Raw genomic sequence first — 17606 nt, 5'->3', positions numbered from 1 at the left:
GAGTGGCGCGGTGGTTCAGCCCGCGTACGGGTCCTGCACCGTGCCCGGGCGGGCCAGGAACTCGAAGTCGCAGCCGGTGTCGGCCTGCGTGATCTGCTCGCTGTAGAGCGCGCCGTAGCCGCGCTCGTAGCGGGTGGGCGGAGGTGTCCACTCCGTCCTTCGGCGTTCCAACTCCTGGTCGTCTACGTTGAGTTGAAGGGTTCGAGCCTCGACATCCAGGGTGATCGAGTCGCCCGTGCGGACAAGGGCCAGCGGGCCGCCGATGTACGACTCCGGCGCCACGTGCAGCACGCACGTGCCGTAGCTCGTGCCGCTCATCCGGGCATCGGAGATCCGCACCATGTCCCGTACTCCCTGCTTCAGGAGGTACTCGGGGATGGGGAGCATGCCGTACTCGGGCATGCCCGGTCCGCCCTTGGGCCCGGCGTTGCGCAGCACCAGCACGCTGTCGGCGGTGATGTTCAGCGACGGGTCGTTGATGGTGCGCTGCATGGTCTTGTAGTCGTCGAAGACGACGGCGGGACCGGTGTGCTTGAGCAGGTGCTGCTCGGCGGAGATGTGCTTGATGACGGCGCCGTCGGGGCAGAGGTTGCCGCGCAGCACGGCGACTCCGCCCTCGGCGGCGACCGGGTTCTCGCGGATGCGGATGACGTCGTCGTTGTGGACGACGGCGCCCTCGATCTGCTCGCCCAGGGTGCCGTTGACGGTGGGCCGGTCCAGGTGCAGCAGGTCGGTGATCCGGGAGAGGAAGGCCGGCAGACCGCCGGCGAAGTGGAAGTCCTCCATGAGGTACGTCCGTCCGCCGGGCCGGACGTTGGCGAGCACCGGCACGGTACGGGCGATGCGGTCGAAGTCGTCGAGGGTGAGCTTGATGCCGGCGCGTCCCGCCATCGCGATCAGGTGGATGACCGCGTTGGTGGAGCCGCCGAGGCCGAGGATGGTGGTCACGGCGTCCTCGAAGGCGTCCCGGGTGAGGATCCCGGACGGCTTGAGCCCCGTCCAGGCGAGCTCCACGGCACGGCGTCCGGAGGCGGCGGCCATCCGCTCGTGCCCGGAGTCGACGGCCGGGATCGAGGAGGCGCCCGGCAGCGTGATACCGAGGGCTTCCGCCGCCGCGGTCATCGTCGACGCGGTCCCCATGGTCATGCAGTGACCAGGCGAACGCGCCAGCCCGCCCTGCAGCTCCCGCAGTTCGCAGTCGGTCAGGTTGCCCGCGCGGTGCTCGTCCCAGTACTTCCACATGTCGGTGCCGGACCCGAGGGTCTCGCCGCGCCAGTGGCCCGGCAGCATCGGCCCCGCGGGCACGAAGAGGGCCGGTACGTCGGCCGAGGCCGCGCCCATGAGCAGCGCGGGCGTCGACTTGTCGCAGCCGCCGAGCAGCACCGCCGCGTCGATCGGGTACGACCGCAGCAGCTCCTCCGTCTCCATCGCGAGGAGGTTGCGGTAGAGCATCGGGGTCGGCTTCTGGTACGTCTCGGAGAGCGTGGCGACCGGGAACTCCAGCGGGAAGCCGCCGGCCTGCCACACGCCCCGCTTGACCGCCTCGGCCCGCTCGCGCAGATGGACATGGCAGGGGTTGATGTCGGACCAGGTGTTCAGGACGGCGATCACCGGGCGGCCCTGGTACTCCTGCGCCTCATAACCGAGCTGGCGCATCCGGGCGTTGTGCGACCAGGTGCGCAGCTGGCCCTCGGCGCCGTACCACTGGTGGCTCCTGAGGTCCTCGGGACGCAGTCTGCCGGTCATATCGACCACCCCGCGGCGATCGCGGCGACCTCGGCCCGCTCGCTCTCGGGCAGTTGCCTGCTCGGCGGGCGGACCTCGCGGCGGCACAGCCCGAGGGAGGCGAGGGCCTCCTTGACGACGGTGACGTTGTTGGCGGAGCCGCTGTCGGCGCGCAGTTCCTCGAAGCGGCGGATCTGCTCCCAGACCTTCATGGCGGCCGGGTAGTCGCCGGAGCGCAGCGCCTCGATCATGTTCAGGGAGACCGCCGGGGCGACGTTCACCAGCCCGGAGGTGAAGCCGGTGGCGCCCGCGGAGAAGTAGGAGGGCGCGTAGGGCTCGGCGAGTCCTGCCACCCACACGAACCGTTCCAGCCCGGCGTCGCGGGCGAAGGCCGCGAACTTGGCGGCGTCCGGCACGGCGTACTTGACGCCGATGACGTTCGGGCAGGCGTCGGCGAGTTCGGCGAGCCGGGCACCGGTCAGCTGCGCGTTGCGGATGTACGGGACGACGCCCAGCTCCGGCACGGCCTCGGCGATGGCCCGGTGGTAGTCGACCCAGCCGGCCTGGGAGACGTACGGGTGGACGGGCTGGTGGACCATCACCATCTGGGCACCGAGGTCACGGGCGTGCCGGGCGGAGGCGACGGCGGTGGGGATGTCGTGCCCGACACCGACCAGGATGACGGCCCGCTCCCCGGCCTCGTCGATCGTCAGCTCCGTGACGAGCCGGCGCTCCTCGGGGGTCAGCGCGTAGAACTCGCCGGTGTTGCCGTTCGGGGTGAGGGTCGTGATGCCGCCGTCGAGCAGACGGCGCAGCAGGGCCCGGTAGGTGTCCTGCTCGACGGAGCCGTCCTCGGCGAACGGCGTCACCGGGATCGCCACCACGTCGGCCAGGGCCGCCCGCTGGGTCTCGAACGCCACGCTGCTCATTCCTGACCTTCCTGTTCCAGTTCCGCCTGGGGGAAAGCGCGCTGCACGAAGGACGCTATGTGGGAGTGCAGGGCGCGGGCCGCGCCGTCGGCGTCGCCGTCGAGGGCGAGCCGGAGGATCTCGCGGTGCTCGCCCGCCTCCCGCTCCCAGGAGGGCGAGGCGGCCCACGCGACGGCGGAGACGAGGGCGGCCTGGTCGCGGACCTCGTCGAGCATCCGGCCGAGCAGCGGGTTGCCGCACGGCAGGTACAGGGCGCGGTGGAACTCCCGGTTGGCCAGGGAGCGTTCGGCGGTGTCGGTGGCGGCGTCGGCCCTGGTCAGCGCAGTGCGGGCGGCTTCGAGGGAGGCCCCGCGACGCACGGCCCGCTTCAGCGCCTCGGGCTCCAGCAGCAGCCGGACGTCGTAGACCTCGCGCGCCATGTCCGCGTCCACCATGCGCACCGTGACGCCCTTGTACTGGCTCATCACGACCAGCCCTGTCCCGGCGAGCGTCTTGAGCGCCTCGCGCACCGGGGTCTTCGACACCCCGAACTGCGCGGCGAGCTCGGTCTCGACCAGCGCCTGGCCGGGCGTCAGCTGCCCGGTGAGGATGCGGTGTTTGATCCCCTCCAGCACGTACTGCGTGCGGGAGGGGATCGGCGTGGGCACAGAGGTCATGCGCGCCTCTCGGATCTCGCGTCCCGGGGGATCGCGTATCGGATCTCGCGTATCGCGTCTCATATATGACGTACGAAGTACGACGCGATGACGGTAGGAGGGCGCGGTTGTTTCGTCAATGCTTCCGGCAGAGGAAGTCGCGGGGGCCCTTCACCGGCGGGCGTGTGCGAGGACGAGCCGGTGACACCGTTGCACCCGGTCGGCGAGGGTGCCGTTCGCACCGGACAGCTCGTCCAGGTAATGAAGCAGGTCTGTGACGGCGTCGAAGTCGGGGCCGCTTTCCAGGAACTCCCCGGTCGCCTCCGCGACCCTGTCCTCTTCGTCGAGGAGGAGCGCGCGGAACAGGCCGAAGAACCTGGTGGCGTCCTCGTCGGGCGATGCGGCAGGGAGGGCCAGCAGTTCGGCCCACCGGTCCCTGCATGCCGCAAACCCCGAGGTCACCGTATCGAGCATGAGCACTTCGAACAGCAGGCCGACATGATCGGGTTCAGCCGCGGCCGCCCGCTCCAGGTCCTCCCGGGCCCGCGCGTGGCAGCCCGCCTCCCGCCATGCGATCCCCCGACGGACGAGGGCCCAGACCAGGGTGGGATCGCGGTCCAGAGCAGCTGTGAAGTCGGCGACACCCTCCTCGTGACGGCCGGTCTGGCGGTAGGCCTCGCCGCGTTCGACAAGGGCCACCAGAAGCGTCGGATCCTGCGCGAGAGCGGCGGTGAGGTCCGCGATGGCCTCGTCGAGTCGGCCGGCGTCGCGCTGGGCCTGTCCCCGCTCGGAGCGTGCCCAGGTGTAGGCCGGGTCGAGAGCCAGCGCAGCCGTGAAGTCGGCCACCGCCTCGTCGAAACGGCCGGCCTGCCGATGAGCCGCGCCCCGCTCGGCGAATGCCCAGTCCAGTGTGGGGTCGGCCTCCAGGGCGGCGGTGAGGTCGGCGATCGCCTCGTCCAGCCGGCCGGCGTGGCGATGGGCCTCACCACGGTGGGCACGGGCAGAGCTGGAGACGGGGTCGAGAGCCAGCGCGGCCGTGAAGTCGGCCACGGCCTCGTCGAAACGGCCGGCCTGCCGATGAGCCGCCCCCCGCTCGACGAACGCCCAGTCCAGTGTGGGGTCGGCCTCCAGGGCGGCGGTGAGGTCGGCGATCGCCTCGTCCAGCCGGCCGGCCTGTCCGTGCGCCTGGCCACGGGACGCGAGCGTCCACATCGAGGTGGGGTCGATGTGCAGAGCGGCGGTGAAGTCGGCCACCGCCTCGTCGAGACGGCCCGCCTCGCGGTGGGCTTCACCACGGTGGGTGAGAGCCCAGGCGTAGGCGGGGTTGATGTCGAGAGCCGCGGTGAAATCGGCTACGGCCATGTCGTAGCGGTCGGCCATGCGATGAGTCTCTCCACGCTGGGCGAGGGCCCAGGCATAGGGAGGGTCGAGCTCCGCGGCGGCCGACAGATCGGTGACTGCCTCGTCCAGACGGCCCAGTGCCCGCTGGGCCACGCCCCGCTCGGCGAGGGACCAGGCCATGGTCCCGTCCTGTTCGAGAGCGGCGGTGAAGTCGGCGATGGCCTCGAGATGCCGACCGGCCCTCGCGTGGGCCAGCCCGCGCTGGCCCAAGGCCCACGTGTACGTGGGGTCGAGGTCCAGGGCCGCCGTGAAGTCGGCCACGGCCGCGTCGTACCGTCCGGCCTGTCGGCGCGTCAGCCCACGGAAGGGCAGGACGCCGGCCGCAAGCGTGGCATCCAGCTCGAGCGCGGCCGTGAAGTCGGCTTCGGCCTCGTCGTAACGGGCGGTCTCGCCGTGGACTTCCCCGCGGGAAGCCAGGGCCCGCGCCAGCGTCGGGTCGAGTTCGAGCGCGGCGGTCAGGTCGGTGAGGGCCTCCTCGTGGCGGCCCGCCTGCCTGTTCGTCTCTCCCCGGCGGGCCAGAGCCCAGGCGTGCGTGGGTTCGAGGGCGAGCGCGGTCGTCAGGTCGCTGATCGCCTGGTCCGTGTGCTGGAGGTAGCGGTGCAGATCACCGCGGTAGGCCCAGGCCCGGGCGTTGCGGGGATCCGTGGCAATGGCCAGGTCCAGTGCCTGGGTGGCTTCGTCGTCACGGTCGGTGAGATAGAGGCGCCGGCCACGGTAGGTGTGGATCCATGCCCGGGCTGACGCGTCCATCCCGCCGTGAGCCAGCAGGACGGACAGGGCGGCGAGCAGGGGCTCGGAGTCCGCCATGGCGTTCTGCAGTCGGTCGGCCCAGGTGAGCAGGGCCGGATCGGCGGTGTCGCGGGCGGCCTGCGCGAAGCCGTCGGTCCACTGTTGCAGGATCTCCCCGTCCTGGCCGGCTGCGTGGACGGCCTCTTCCAGGGCGGCGGGCAGGTGAGCGGCCGGATGCGCGCACAGCCGGTGGTACGTCTCGTCCAGGCGGTGTCTGCGCCACCGGGGGTCACCCCAGCGCTTCCCCTCGGGAACATCCGGCTCGGCATCGGCGCGCCAGGCAGCGTGCGCGTCCGCCAGCCGCACGTGCGCCGCGGTCCAGCGCTGCGGGGAATGGGCGCGCTGCTGGCGCAGCATGCTCGCGCGCACCACTGCGTGGTACTGCTTGAAGTCGCCGCGGCCGCTGACGAACGGCTGCTCGCACAGCCACTGCCAGAGCCCACGCGCCTCGGGCGGCGTGGCAGCGGCGAAGATGTCCTCGTTCAGTTGCGGTGGGAACGCGCACGCCAGCACCGTTTCACGCTGCTGCGCGTCGATGATCCACTGTACGAACCGCTCCACGGCCGCGTCCGCCACGTTCCCGTCGGCCGCCACGTCCTCGGCCGCTGCGGGCCGGGTGAACGCCAGGAGTTCCACCAGCAGGGGCAGCCCCATCGACAGGTGCAGCACCGCCTCCACCACATCCGGTTCCGTCACGCCCCGGGCGGCCAGCAGCTCTCTCGTCTCAGCGACGGTGAACACGTCCAGGGGGACGTCCGCCACGAGGGCCCGCAGGGCGGCCCACTCCCGTTCCGCGAGCTCGTCGCGTCCGGCCAGTACCACCATGACGTTCGCGGGCAACGGCCCGAACGCGTCCTCCAGCAGGTCGCGCAGCCATCCGTCCAGATAGCGGCCGGTCACCTCCCAGGTGTCGAGGAACAGCACGACCCACGGGTACCGGCCGCAGAGCCGGACGAGGTCCGAGACGAACGCCCGGCTCACCCCGGCCGCGTCGCTCGTCCGGGCCCGGCGGCTCCGGGCCCGTGCGCCGGACCGGAGCCGGTCAAGGCCTTGGGCCGCTGCGTCGGGGTTCGCCATCGCGGCCACGGGGCCGGCACCCGGTATCAGTGACACGGCTCCGAGAGCGGCCTGCGCCACCACCCTGCTGGACACCGAGGCATCGCCCTCGGCCGACACCGGTTCGGCGGCGGCCTCCTGCTCCCGGCGGTACTGCTCCGCCGCCCGGTCGTACTCCTTGAGCGGCCCCGCCTGTTCCGCCAGTTGCCGCGCCAGTTCCGTGAGGGCCGGCTGCACTCCGTGGACGTCACCCTCGTCGACCACCGCCGTCACCGCGCCGGCGCGCCGGGCGGCCTCCTGCCACTGGCGCAGCAGCGTGGACTTGCCCACGCCACCCACCCCGCGCACGTGGAACAGAAACTCGGCCGGGTCCTCCTCCGACTGCGGATCCCTGGCCAGGTTCTCGGCGAACAGGGACAGTTGCGCCCGCCGGCCGACGAATCGTGCCCGCGTCCGCTGCCGGATCAGCTCCCCCCGCGACCGGCTCCGACGCCCCGACCCCGCCATGCCCCACCCCGTTCCGGCCCTCGCCCCACCGCCCGCCCCGGCCATTCTGCCGCGCCGACGGGGCATGGAGAGGCGCTGCGGGAAAGGCCGTCACGCGGTTCGGATCAGGCGCACGCCGTCGCGTGACCAACCACGCGGCCGGGGGGCGAGGGCCCTGGGGCCGGAGCCGCTCCCTAGGGCGTGCCCGTCCACCCCGGGTCCCGCCCGCTCAGCCCCACCGCCCGGTCCAGCAGGGGCGCGTCGGGCGGGACGGGGACGACGGGGCCGAAGATCGCGCCCCTGCTGGGGTCGTCGACCGACGCGGCGAGGAAGTCGTGGCAGACCCGGAGCGCGGCCGGGTCGGGGGTGCAGGCCTGGCCGGTCGCGCGGGCCAGGTCCCAGCCGTGGATCACCAGCTCGTCGGTGGCGACGAGCCCCGCGATCTCGCCGGGCAGGTCGACGCCGCCGGCCCGGGTCATGCCGGTCCACGCGGCCGGGTCGCGCCAGGCCTCGGCCAGTTCGGCGAGGACCTTGGGCAGTTCCTCGCGCCAGCCGGGCCCGAGGGCGGGGAGCGTGGAGCCGGGGCTGGTGTCGGTCGTGGCGCCCAGGTCCTTGCGGCCGGCGTCGCGGAAGGCGACGGTCAGCCCCAGCAGGTGGCCCAGCAGGTGGCGCACGGCGTACTCCGGGCAGGGCGTGGGGCCCGCCAGGTGCTCGTCGGTGACGCCTTCGGCCAGGCGCGCCAGGACCGCCGTCTGCGGTCCGAGATCGAGGGTCGGGGTGGTGTCGGTCATCCTCTGTTCCTCCTGGTTGCGTTCCTGGGAGGTAGACCGACGCCGACCGCGGAACTCATCGTCCGGCCGCCCGTTTCCTACGGCACGTTCCCGATCCCCGCTCGTAGGCCTTAGGGCCACGATGAACAGGCATGACGAACAGAACGACCTGGCCCGTGGTGCGTGTCCTGCGGGACCGCGACGCGGGGCTCTACCTCTCCGGCGTGGTGGTCTCCGGCTTCGGCACCTCGGCGCTGTGGCTGGCCTCCGGCGTATGGGTCAAGGACCTCACCGGCTCGGACGGCCTGGCCGCGCTGTGCATGCTCGCCATGTGGCTGCCGGCCCTCGCCGGACCGCTGCTGGGCACCCTCGCCGACCGGGCCCGCCGCAGGCCGCTGCTGATCGGCGTGAACCTGCTCCTCGGCGCTCTCCTGCTCACCCTCCTGAGCGTCGACACGCCGGGCGACCTGTGGCTGCTGTACGCGGTGCTGTTCGTGTACGGCGCGGCGGGCGTCGTACACGACGCGGCCGAGTCGGCGCTCGTGGCGACCGCCGTCGACCCGTCCCTGCTCGGCGACTTCAACGGCCTGCGCATGACGGCCACCGAGGGCATGAAACTCCTGGCCCCGCTGGCGGGCGCGGGCCTGTACGCGGCGTACGGCGGCGCGAGCGTCGCCCTCCTGGACGCGGCGACGTTCGTCCTGGCCACGGGCCTGTACGCGCTGCTGCGGGTGCGGGAGGAGAAGCCCGGGCCGCCCACCGGCGGCCGCCGGGAACAGACCGCCGAGGGCGCTCGCCACCTGTGGGCGCACCCCGTGCTGCGCCCTCTGGTGCTGGCGGGCGGCGCCACCATGCTGTTCGCCGGTCTGAACGGGGCGATGGCCTACGCCGTCGTCGAGGGCCTCGGGCGCTCCCCCGCGTACGCCGGTGTGCTGTACGCCGTGCAGGGCGCCGGGTCGGTCGCGGTCGGCCTGTGCTCCGGCGCCGCCCTGCGCCGCCTGGGCGAGCGGCGCTTCGCGGCGTACGGCATCGCCCTGCTGGCCGTCGCGGTGGCCCTGCGGGCGGTGCCGTCCGACCCGCTGGCGCTGGTGTGCGGCGCGGCGATCGGGGCGGGGCTGCCCGCGGTGCTGATCGCCACGCTGACGTCCGTGCAGCGCGAGACGCCGGGCCCGCTGCTGGGCCGGGTCACCGCCACGGCCAACACACTCGTGTACACGCCGAACGTGGTCGGGCTGGCCGCCGGGGCGGCCCTGGTCGAGCTGGTGGGTCACCGGCCGGTGCTGGTGGCCCTGGGCGTGGCTCTGCTGGTGACGGCGGCCGCGCTGGTTCAGCGCCGGGCGAGAGCGGAGCGGACGGTCTCCAGGTCGCCGTCGGACGCCAACCCGGCGTGATACAGCCGCAGTTCGGTGGCGCCGAGCCGCCGGGCCTCGGCCGCGTCGGCGGCCAGGGTGCCGGGGCTGCCGGCCATGCCGGAGACCACGGTGAAGTTGGCGGCGATGACCGCGCCCTGCCGGCCCTGCCGGGCGAACGGCGTCAGGGTGCCGGTACCGCCCGCGCAGGGCACCACCACACCGTCCGCGACGGACAGGATGTGCGCCGGGTCGACCCCCGGGTTGGCACCGACGTGGTAGGACACCGGGTCCGCGTGCAGCAGCACCTGGAAGCCGTCGGGCGCGGCCTCGCGCACGGCCAGGACCGCCGTTTCCTGGAGTGTGCGGGCGGTTTCGTCCCGGTACGCGCGCGTGGTGTTCGCGAGTGTCTCGCCGAGGAGCTTCTCGACGCCCGCCCAGCCGCCGTCGGAGGGCGTCACCCCCTGCCACACCGGCTCCAGCGCGGTCCGTACGGCGGCGGCCAGCTCGTCGGCGTCCAGGCCGTACCGGCCGTAGCCCTCCCGGCAGGACGGGCAGAAGCACAGCGCCATCAGGTACTGCCCGGCGTCGCCGAGGCCGACGCCGCCGGTCTTGTCGTGGGCGTGCAGATGCTGGAGGCCGTACCAGCCGAGCGATTCCAGCTCGGTGCCACGCGCCCCGGGCCGTACGGCCGCCTCCGCCGCCAGGTCGGTCAGGTACGCGCGCGTGGCGGGCTGCGCGATGCACGGCGCCCAGGGGTAGCGGTCGCCGTAGGCGTTGACGACCGAGGTGCCCGGATGCTCGGCGCCCAGGCGCGAGTTGTGCGCGAGGACGACCCAGGTGTGCACCTCAAGGCCGGCGTCCGTGAGCGCGGCGGCGGCCTCGCCGAAGGCGTCCCCAGGGGCCCAGTCACCGGCGGGGTAGGGGCGCAGTTCCCGCCCGTCCCAGCGGTCGCCCGCCGGGTACAGCACGGCGGCGTGTTCGGCGGTGACGATGCGATGGCGCGGGTGGCGGGGGGTGAGCGCGCGCGTGGAGTGGTAGGCGGCGGCGAGCGTCACCTGCTCCACGCCGAGCCCCGCGATCCGCGCGGGCGCCTCCGGGTCCCCGTTGACGTCCCAGGGGTAGACGAATGCCGACGCCTTCACTTGGCCTCCTCAAGCAGCGCGTAGCCGCGCTCGATCACTTCGGCGAGCTGCTTGACATGATCCCCGGTCGGCTCGTGCAGCGGGGGCCGCACCTCCCCCACGTCCAGTACGCGCAGCCGTACGCCGGCCTTGACGAGGGCGACGGCGTAGCCGCGGCCCTGGGCGCGCAGTTCGACGAAGGGGCGGTAGAAGCCGTCCAGCAGCTTCTCCACCACGCTGTCGTCGCCGTTGCGGAGCGCCTGGTGGAAGGCGAGGGCGATCTCGGGCGCGAAGCAGAACACGGCGGACGAGTAGAGCGTGACGCCGAGGGCGCGGTAGGCGAGCTGGGTCTGTTCGGCGGTCGGCAGGCCGTTGAAGTAGAGGAAGTCGCCGGGGACCTCGGAGCGCACGGCGCTGATGACGCGCTGCATGAGGTCGAGGTCGCCCAGCCCGTCCTTGAGGCCGATGATCCCGTCCGTGCGGGCGAGTTCGACGACGGTCTCGGGGGTGAAGACGGCGTTGTCCCGCTGGTAGACGATGACCGGCAGGGCGGTGGCGGCGGCCAGTTCGCGGTAGTGCCGCAGCAGGCCCTGCTGCCCGGCGACGACGAGGTACGGCGGCATCGCGAGCAGCCCGTCCGCCCCGGCCGACTCGGCGAGCCGGGCGTAGCGCACGGCGAGCGCGGTGCCGTACCCGGCGCCCGCGACGACCGGCACCCGCCCCTCGGCCGCCTCCACGGCCACCCGTACGCAGGCCTCGAACTCCTCGGGCGTGAGCGCGTGGAACTCGCCGGTGCCGCAGCAGGCGAACACGGCGGCGGCTCCGGCCTCCACCCCGCGGCGTACGTGCGTGCGGTAGGTGTCGAGGTCCACGGAACCGTCGGGGCCGTAGGCGGTGACCGGGAAGAACAGCGGTCCGCTGGGGATGTCGAGTCGGGCGGCGAGAGGGGCTGACGTCACGAGCTCTCCCGGTTCCATATTCATGATTGCCGTCTATATTTCTGAACACATCCACGCTAAGGCGCAGCCTCGGCGCCGGTCAAGCGCGCGAACCCGCCACGCACCAGCGGATTCGCTCTTTCCACGGCATACTTGACGGGTTCTGCTCCAGATCCCTAGCGTGTCCACGCATATGAATGCCGTGCACTCATCTGCACGGTGGGAGATTTCAAGGAGACCGAGGATGCCCGCTCCCCGCACCGTCCTGCTCACCGGCGCCGCCGGTGGCCTCGGCACCCTGATGCGGGACCTGCTCCCGGACTACGGATACGAGCTGCGCCTGCTCGACATGCGCCCGGTCGAGGGCGCGCCGGACGCGGTCATCGCCGACCTCGCCGACCAGGACGCCGTGCGCGAGGCCGTCCGCGGCGTCGACGCGATCATCCACCTCGCGGGCATCTCCCTGGAAGCCCCGTTCGAGAAGATCCTCAAGGCGAACATCGAGGGCACCTACCACCTGTACGAGGCCGCCCGCGAGGAGGGCGTCGGCCGGATCGTCTTCGCCTCCTCCAACCACGCCGTCGGCTACACCCCGCGCCCCCAGGGCGACGACCCCCTGATCCCGGTCGACACCCCCCGCCGCCCGGACACCTTCTACGGCCTGTCCAAGTGCTTCGGCGAGGACCTCGCGCAGCTCTACTGGGACAAGCACGGCCTGGAGACGGTCTCGGTGCGCATCGGCTCCTGCTTCCCCGAGCCGACCAGCGTGCGCATGCTCTCGGTGTGGATGAGCCCCGCCGACGGCGCCCGCCTCTTCCACGCGGCCCTGACCGCCGAGCACGTCGGCCACACCGTCGTCCACGGCTCCTCCGCCAACACCCGGCTGTGGTGGGACCTCACCACCGCCCGGGCGCTCGGCTACGAGCCGCAGGACGACTCCGAGCCGTGGGCCGGGAAGCTCATCGCCGAGCAGGGCGAGCTGGACCCGGAGAACGAGGCGCACGCCTGCCTGGGCGGCCACTTCGTGACGGACCCGCCGATCTGGCCGTACTGACCGGAAAGAGTCGTCGCGAGAGGGCGGGCGGGCAGGAAACGGGCCTGCCCGCTCGGGCATTCGGGCAACGCCCTGAGGGGCGCGGGGAACTGCGCGACCAGCCACAACGCACCCGCAGACGGCCATGACCTCCCCGCGAGCGCCCGCGCACGCCCACGACCGAACGGGCACACACGGGCAGGATCCCGCCCGCAACAGACCTGGCCACCGCGGAACACCCGCTGTAGAACTTCCCCCATGGCCCGACCGAGGGCCCGAACGGGCAGCACTGCAGGAAGGCGGGTGACGGCCATGACCAGAACCGCGGAAGAACGCCAGCGCGAGATCGTCCGTGCAGCCCGCGCGAGCGGTTCCGTCGACGTCACCGCCCTCGCCGCCGAACTGGGCGTGGCCAAGGAGACCGTCCGGCGGGACCTGCGCGTCCTGGAGGACCACGGCCTGCTCCGCCGCACCCATGGCGGCGCCTACCCGGTGGAGAGCGCCGGCTTCGAGACGACGCTCGCCTTCCGCGCCACCAGCCACGTCCCCGAGAAGCGCCGCATCGCGACCGCCGCCGCCGAGCTGCTCGGCGACGCCGAGACCGTCTTCGTCGACGAGGGCTTCACCCCCCAGCTCATCGCCGAGGCACTCCCCCGGGACCGGCCGCTGACCGTGGTCACCGCGTCCCTGCCGGTCGCCGGCGCCCTCGCCGGGACCGACACCGTGTCCGTCCTGCTGCTCGGCGGCCGGGTCCGCTCTGGCACCCTCGCCACCGTCGACCACTGGACGACCAAGATGCTGGCCGGCTTCGTCGTCGACCTGGCGTACATCGGCGCCAACGGCATCTCCCGCGAGCACGGCCTCACCACCCCCGACCCGGCCGTCAGCGAGGTCAAGAGCCAGGCGATCCGGGCCGCCCGCCGCACGGTGTTCGCGGGCGTGCACGCCAAGTTCGGAGCGGTCAGCTTCTGCCGGTTCGCCGAGGTCGGCGCGCTGGAGACGATCGTGACGAGCACCCTGCTGCCGGCCGCCGAGGCCCACCGCTACTCACTGCTCGGACCGCAGGTCATCCGGGTCTGACCACCCACCGTCCCTCCACTCCTCGCCCCCGGGGCACCCCCACGCCCTGCGATGCCCCCTATCTCCCCATACATCCAGATCTCCATACCTCCAGGAGCGATCCATGCGAACCCAGAGCCGACGACGGCCACCGCGAGCCACGCTCGCCATGGCCGCCGCAGGGACGCTGCTCGCCCCGCTGCTCTCCGGCTGCTGGGTCGGCGCGGGCGGGGCCGGATCCGGCGGTGACGCCATCAACGTCCTGATGGTCAACAACCCCCAGATGGTCGAGCTGCAGAAGCTCACCCGCGCCCACTTCACCAAAGAGACCGGCATCAAGGTCAACTTCACCGTCCTGCCCGAGAACGACGTCCGCGACAAGATCAGCCAGGACTTCGCCAACCAGGCGGGTCAGTACGACGTCGCCACGCTGTCCAACTACGAGATACCGATCTACGCCCGCAACGGCTGGCTGCACGAGATGAACGGCTATGTGGCCAAGGACCCGGCCTACGACGAGCAGGACGTCCTGAAGCCGATGCGCCAGTCCCTCACCGGCGACGACGGCAAGCTCTACGGGCAGCCCTTCTACGGCGAGTCGTCGTTCCTGATGTACCGCAAGGACGTGTTCGAGAAGAAGGGCCTGACGATGCCCGCGCACCCCACCTGGCAGCAGGTGGCGGACCTCGCGGCGAAGGCGGACGGCGCCGAACCGGGCATGAAGGGCATCTGCCTGCGCGGCCTGCCCGGCTGGGGCGAGGTGATGGCCCCCCTGACCACCGTCGTGAACACCTTCGGCGGCACCTGGTTCGACAAGAACTGGAAGGCGCGGCTCGACTCCCCCGCCTTCGAGAAGGCGACGAAGTTCTATGTCGACCTGGTCCGCGAGCACGGCGAGTCCGGCGCCGCCCAGTCCGGCTTCGCCGAGTGCCTGAACAACATGACCCAGGGCAAGGTCGCCATGTGGTACGACGCCACCTCCGCGGCCGGATCACTGGAGGCGGCGAACTCCCCGGTCAAGGGCAAGCTCGGGTACGCCCCCGCTCCCGTCGAGCAGACGAAGTCCTCCGGCTGGCTCTACACCTGGGCCTGGGGCATCCAGAAGGCCTCCCGCAACTCCGACAATGCCTGGAAGTTCGTCTCCTGGGCGTCCGGCAAGAAGTACGAGCAGCTGGTCGGCGACCAGATCGGCTGGTCCAACGTCCCGGCCGGCAAGCGGGCGTCGACCTACGCCAACGCCGACTACCGCAAGGAGGCCGCCGCCTTCCAGGAGATGACCAAGAAGGCCATCGAGGGGGCCCGGCCCAACGATCCCGGCGTGCAGCCGCGGCCCGCGCCCGGCATCCAGTTCGTCGGCATCCCCGAGTTCACCGACCTCGGCACCAAGGTCTCGCAGGAGATCAGCGCGGCCATCGCCGGACGCCAGTCCGTCGAGTCGGCCCTGAAGAAGTCGCAGGCGCTCGCCGAGAAGATCTCAGAGGAGTACGAGGGACGATGACCGCCATGACCACGGCCCCCGTGGCCGCTCCCGAGAGGCGCACCCCGGTCCGCCGGCCCTCCGCCCGCCTGCGGGCCTGGGCCACCCGCGCCCCGCTGCTCCCCGCCCTGATCTTCATGATCGTCGTCACCCAGCTGCCCTTCGTGGCCACGCTGGTGATCTCCTTCTTCGACTGGAACTCCCTGTATCCCGACGCCCGGCACTTCACGGGCCTCGGCAACTACCAGGAGGTCCTGACCGACGCGGACCTGCGCCAGTCGGTGTGGACGACCGTCCTGCTGACGGTGGCGGTGGTCCTGGCCAGCCTGGTGCTGGGACTCGTCCTCGCCCTGCTCCTGGACCGGAAGTTCCGCGGCCGGGGCATCGTACGGACGCTGCTGATCGCCCCCTTCCTGGTGGTCCCCGTCGCGGCGGCCCTGCTCTGGAAACATGTGCTCTACAACCCCGAATACGGCCTGTTCAACGGGTTGTTGCACTACGTGGGCGGCCCACAGCCCGACTGGATCTCCAACACCCCGCTGCTCGCGGTCGAGGCGTCGCTCGTCTGGCAGTGGACGCCGTTCATGATGCTGATCCTGCTGGCCGGCCTGCAGAGCCGCGACCACGAGCAGATCGAGGCGGCCCGGGTCGACGGCGCGAGCGACTGGCAGATCTTCGTCCACCTGACGCTCCCGCATCTGCGCCGCTACCTCGAACTGGGCGCTCTGCTGGGCTCGATCTACATCGTCCAAAACTTCGACGCGGTCTTCACGATCACGTCCGGCGGTCTGGGCACCGCCAACCTCCCCTACACCGTCTACCAGAGCTTCTACCAGGCCCATGAGAACGGCCTCGCCTCGGCCGCGGGCGTCCTGGTGGTCATCGGCTCGATCGTCATCGCGACCTTCGCCCTGCGCGTGGTGTCGTCCCTGTTCCGCGAGGAGGTGTCCCGCGCATGAGCACGAACGCCCTTCGTGTCCGTCGTGTCCGTGGCAAAGGTGCGGGCCTGGGCCTGCTGGCCTGGCTGCTCGGCATCGCGTTCTTCCTGCCCATCGCCTGGATGGCGCTGACGTCCTTGCACTCCGAGCAGGACGCGGCGACCAACCCGCCGTCCTTCGCGGCCGCCCTGACCCTGGACGGATACCGCGAGTTCTTCGGCGCGGGCGGTGGCGCGAGCCCCTGGCCGGCGCTGATCAACTCCACGGTCGCGTCCCTGGCCTCCACCCTGCTGGTCCTGCTGCTGGCCTTCCCCGCGGCGTACGCGCTGTCGATCAACCGCGTCCGCAAGTGGACGGACGTGCTGTTCTTCTTCCTCTCCACGAAGATGCTTCCGGCGGTCGCGGGTCTGCTCCCGATCTACCTCTTCGCCAAGAACGCCGGGATGCTCGACAACATCTGGCTGCTGGTCATCCTCTACACCTCCATGAACCTGCCGATCGCGGTGTGGATGATGCAGTCGTTCCTCGCCGAGATCCCGGTCGCGGTGATCGAGGCGGCGAAGGTGGACGGGGCCCGGCTGCCCACGATCCTCGCGCGCGTGGTCGCCCCGATCTCCCTCCCCGGTATCGCCGCCACCGCCCTGATCTGCTTCATCTTCAGCTGGAACGAGCTGCTGTTCGCCCGGGTGCTCACAGGTGTGGTCGCCGAGACCGCCCCCGTCTTCCTGACCGGCTTCATCACCAGCCAGGGCCTGTTCCTGGCGAAGGTGTGCGCCGCGTCGCTCGTCATCTCCCTGCCGGTGCTCGCCGCGGGGTTCGCCGCCCAGGACAAGCTGGTCCAGGGCCTGTCGTTGGGAGCCGTCAAATGAAGGCCGCCGTCATCGAGTCCGTGGGCAAGGCCGTCGTCGCCGAGGTCCCGGACCCGACGCCAGGGCCGCGCGAGGTCGTCGTCGAGGTCGCGGCCTGCGGGCTGTGCGGCACGGACCTGCACATCCTCCAGGGCGAGTTCGCCCCCAGGCTGCCGATCGTGCCCGGGCACGAGTTCGCGGGCGAGGTGGTCGGGGTCGGCACCCAGGTCACCGAGGTGTCGGTGGGCGACCGGGTCGCGGTCGACCCGTCCCTGTACTGCTTCGAGTGCCGCTACTGCCGTACCGGCCACAACAACCTCTGCGAACGCTGGGCGGCGATCGGCGTCACGACGGCCGGAGGCGCGGCGAAATACGCGCTCGCCCCGGTGGCGAACTGCGTGAAGCTCCCCGAGCATGTCCGCACGCAGGACGCGGCCCTGGTGGAGCCGCTGTCCTGCGCGGTACGCGGCTACGACGTGCTCCGCTCCCGCCTCGGAGCGCACGTCCTGATCTACGGCTCCGGCACGATGGGCCTGATGATGCTGGAGCTGGCCAAGCGCACGGGCGCGGCGAGCGTGGACGTCGTCGACGTGAACCCGGCCCGCCTGGAGACGGCCCGCCGCCTCGGCGTCTCGGCGTCGGCGGCGAGCCCGGACGAACTCGACCGCCCGCAGGGCTGGGACCTGGTCGTCGACGCGACGGGCAACGCGGCGGCGATCCAGGACGGCCTGGACCGGGTGGCGAAGGCCGGCACGTTCCTCCAGTTCGGCGTGGCCGACTACGCGACGCGCGTGACGATCGACCCGTACCGCATCTACAACCAGGAGATCACCATCACCGGCTCGATGGCGGTGCTGCACAGCTTCGAGCGCGCGGCGGAACTCTTCGCGAACGGTGTCCTCGACCCCGATGTCTTCATCAGCGACCGGATCCCGCTGGAGCGGTACCCGCAGGCGCTGGAGCAGTTCGCGTCCGGAGTCGGCCGCAAGATCGTGGTCGTGCCGTAGGACTGTTCTGGGGGCAGGCGAGGGGGCAGGCGAAATCCACTG

Annotated in this window: 14 protein-coding genes; 7 read left to right on the top strand and 7 right to left on the bottom strand. The window is 71.9% G+C overall.

All coding sequences use genetic code 11. The features are described from left to right. Positions 1-15 precede the first annotated feature (15 nt). The 5 genes from araD to ACFZDA_RS24755 form a co-directional block, all read right to left on the bottom strand. Positions 16-1746 (bottom strand): L-arabinonate dehydratase, encoded by a 1731-nt coding sequence (gene araD / locus ACFZDA_RS24775; RefSeq protein ID WP_391085492.1) that lies wholly within the window; start codon positions 1744-1746, stop codon positions 16-18. Next, complete coding sequence (locus tag ACFZDA_RS24770) at positions 1743-2654, bottom strand: dihydrodipicolinate synthase family protein (RefSeq protein WP_391085490.1); 912 nt, start codon at positions 2652-2654, stop codon at positions 1743-1745. Before ACFZDA_RS24770 ends, araD begins: the two co-directional genes overlap by 4 nt. Continuing rightward, positions 2651-3310 (bottom strand): FCD domain-containing protein, encoded by a 660-nt coding sequence (locus ACFZDA_RS24765; RefSeq protein ID WP_391085488.1) that lies wholly within the window; start codon positions 3308-3310, stop codon positions 2651-2653. Before ACFZDA_RS24765 ends, ACFZDA_RS24770 begins: the two co-directional genes overlap by 4 nt. A 150-nt stretch (positions 3311-3460) precedes the next feature. Then, positions 3461-7042, bottom strand: coding sequence for a tetratricopeptide repeat protein (locus tag ACFZDA_RS24760; RefSeq protein ID WP_391085486.1), 3582 nt, complete (start codon positions 7040-7042; stop codon positions 3461-3463). A gap of 173 nt (positions 7043-7215) precedes the next feature. Then, the gene (locus tag ACFZDA_RS24755; RefSeq protein ID WP_391085483.1) at positions 7216-7812 is read right to left on the bottom strand and encodes a TIGR03086 family metal-binding protein; all 597 of its coding nucleotides are present in this window, start codon (positions 7810-7812) and stop codon (positions 7216-7218) included. A 131-nt stretch (positions 7813-7943) separates the two neighbouring features. On the opposite strand from ACFZDA_RS24755, the gene ACFZDA_RS24750 reads away from it, so the two are divergent. Continuing rightward, positions 7944-9182, top strand: a complete 1239-nt coding sequence (locus ACFZDA_RS24750) for an MFS transporter (RefSeq protein WP_391085480.1) — start codon at positions 7944-7946, stop codon at positions 9180-9182. On the opposite strand, the gene ACFZDA_RS24745 is transcribed toward ACFZDA_RS24750, so the two are convergent. Next, the gene (locus tag ACFZDA_RS24745; protein ID WP_391085477.1) at positions 9119-10285 is read right to left on the bottom strand and encodes a hypothetical protein; all 1167 of its coding nucleotides are present in this window, start codon (positions 10283-10285) and stop codon (positions 9119-9121) included. The genes ACFZDA_RS24750 and ACFZDA_RS24745 overlap by 64 nt on opposite strands. Further along, on the bottom strand, positions 10282-11223 hold the full coding sequence (locus tag ACFZDA_RS24740) for a 5-dehydro-4-deoxyglucarate dehydratase (RefSeq protein ID WP_391085474.1): 942 nt from the start codon (positions 11221-11223) through the stop codon (positions 10282-10284). The genes ACFZDA_RS24745 and ACFZDA_RS24740 overlap by 4 nt, the downstream gene beginning before the upstream one ends. 223 nt (positions 11224-11446) lie before the next feature. Here ACFZDA_RS24740 and ACFZDA_RS24735 point away from each other — a divergent pair, with 223 nt between their 5' ends. The 6 genes from ACFZDA_RS24735 to ACFZDA_RS24710 all read left to right on the top strand — a co-directional run bounded on the left by ACFZDA_RS24735 (position 11447) and on the right by ACFZDA_RS24710 (position 17564). Continuing rightward, complete coding sequence (locus tag ACFZDA_RS24735; protein WP_391085470.1) at positions 11447-12256, top strand: NAD-dependent epimerase/dehydratase family protein; 810 nt, start codon at positions 11447-11449, stop codon at positions 12254-12256. 291 nt (positions 12257-12547) lie between these two features. Next, on the top strand, positions 12548-13315 hold the full coding sequence (locus ACFZDA_RS24730) for a DeoR family transcriptional regulator (protein ID WP_391085467.1): 768 nt from the start codon (positions 12548-12550) through the stop codon (positions 13313-13315). Positions 13316-13418: 103 nt separating this feature from the next. After that, a complete protein-coding gene (locus ACFZDA_RS24725; RefSeq protein WP_391085464.1) occupies positions 13419-14792 on the top strand; it encodes an extracellular solute-binding protein in 1374 nt (457 codons plus the stop codon). Then, a complete protein-coding gene (locus ACFZDA_RS24720) occupies positions 14789-15730 on the top strand; it encodes an ABC transporter permease subunit (RefSeq protein ID WP_391085461.1) in 942 nt (313 codons plus the stop codon). The genes ACFZDA_RS24725 and ACFZDA_RS24720 overlap by 4 nt, the downstream gene beginning before the upstream one ends. Then, the gene (locus tag ACFZDA_RS24715) at positions 15727-16578 is read left to right on the top strand and encodes an ABC transporter permease subunit (RefSeq protein WP_391085459.1); all 852 of its coding nucleotides are present in this window, start codon (positions 15727-15729) and stop codon (positions 16576-16578) included. Before ACFZDA_RS24720 ends, ACFZDA_RS24715 begins: the two co-directional genes overlap by 4 nt. Beyond that, entirely contained in the window at positions 16575-17564 is a 990-nt protein-coding gene (locus tag ACFZDA_RS24710; protein ID WP_391085457.1) for an alcohol dehydrogenase catalytic domain-containing protein, read from the top strand. Before ACFZDA_RS24715 ends, ACFZDA_RS24710 begins: the two co-directional genes overlap by 4 nt. Positions 17565-17606: the final 42 nt, after the last annotated feature.

This window comes from Streptomyces sp. NPDC007991 (assembly GCF_042958445.1).
Lineage (GTDB): Bacteria > Actinomycetota > Actinomycetes > Streptomycetales > Streptomycetaceae > Streptomyces.
The sequence above is the reverse complement of the archived record's forward strand: the minus strand, read 5'-3'. Positions and strand labels throughout refer to the sequence as shown.

Excerpts from the sequence above, each read along its gene's own strand:
- ACFZDA_RS24725 (WP_391085464.1), top strand. The coding sequence starts at position 13,419 with ATGCGAACCCAGAGCCGACGACGGCCACCGCGAGCCACGCTCGCCATG.
- ACFZDA_RS24730 (WP_391085467.1), top strand. The coding sequence starts at position 12,548 with ATGACCAGAACCGCGGAAGAACGCCAGCGCGAGATCGTCCGTGCAGCC.
- ACFZDA_RS24735 (WP_391085470.1), top strand. The coding sequence starts at position 11,447 with ATGCCCGCTCCCCGCACCGTCCTGCTCACCGGCGCCGCCGGTGGCCTC.
- ACFZDA_RS24710 (WP_391085457.1), top strand. The coding sequence starts at position 16,575 with ATGAAGGCCGCCGTCATCGAGTCCGTGGGCAAGGCCGTCGTCGCCGAG.
- araD (WP_391085492.1), bottom strand. The coding sequence starts at position 1,746 with ATGACCGGCAGACTGCGTCCCGAGGACCTCAGGAGCCACCAGTGGTAC.
- ACFZDA_RS24720 (WP_391085461.1), top strand. The coding sequence starts at position 14,789 with ATGACCGCCATGACCACGGCCCCCGTGGCCGCTCCCGAGAGGCGCACC.
- ACFZDA_RS24760 (WP_391085486.1), bottom strand. The coding sequence starts at position 7,042 with ATGGCGGGGTCGGGGCGTCGGAGCCGGTCGCGGGGGGAGCTGATCCGG.
- ACFZDA_RS24770 (WP_391085490.1), bottom strand. The coding sequence starts at position 2,654 with ATGAGCAGCGTGGCGTTCGAGACCCAGCGGGCGGCCCTGGCCGACGTG.
- ACFZDA_RS24755 (WP_391085483.1), bottom strand. The coding sequence starts at position 7,812 with ATGACCGACACCACCCCGACCCTCGATCTCGGACCGCAGACGGCGGTC.
- ACFZDA_RS24715 (WP_391085459.1), top strand. The coding sequence starts at position 15,727 with ATGAGCACGAACGCCCTTCGTGTCCGTCGTGTCCGTGGCAAAGGTGCG.
- ACFZDA_RS24765 (WP_391085488.1), bottom strand. The coding sequence starts at position 3,310 with ATGACCTCTGTGCCCACGCCGATCCCCTCCCGCACGCAGTACGTGCTG.
- ACFZDA_RS24750 (WP_391085480.1), top strand. The coding sequence starts at position 7,944 with ATGACGAACAGAACGACCTGGCCCGTGGTGCGTGTCCTGCGGGACCGC.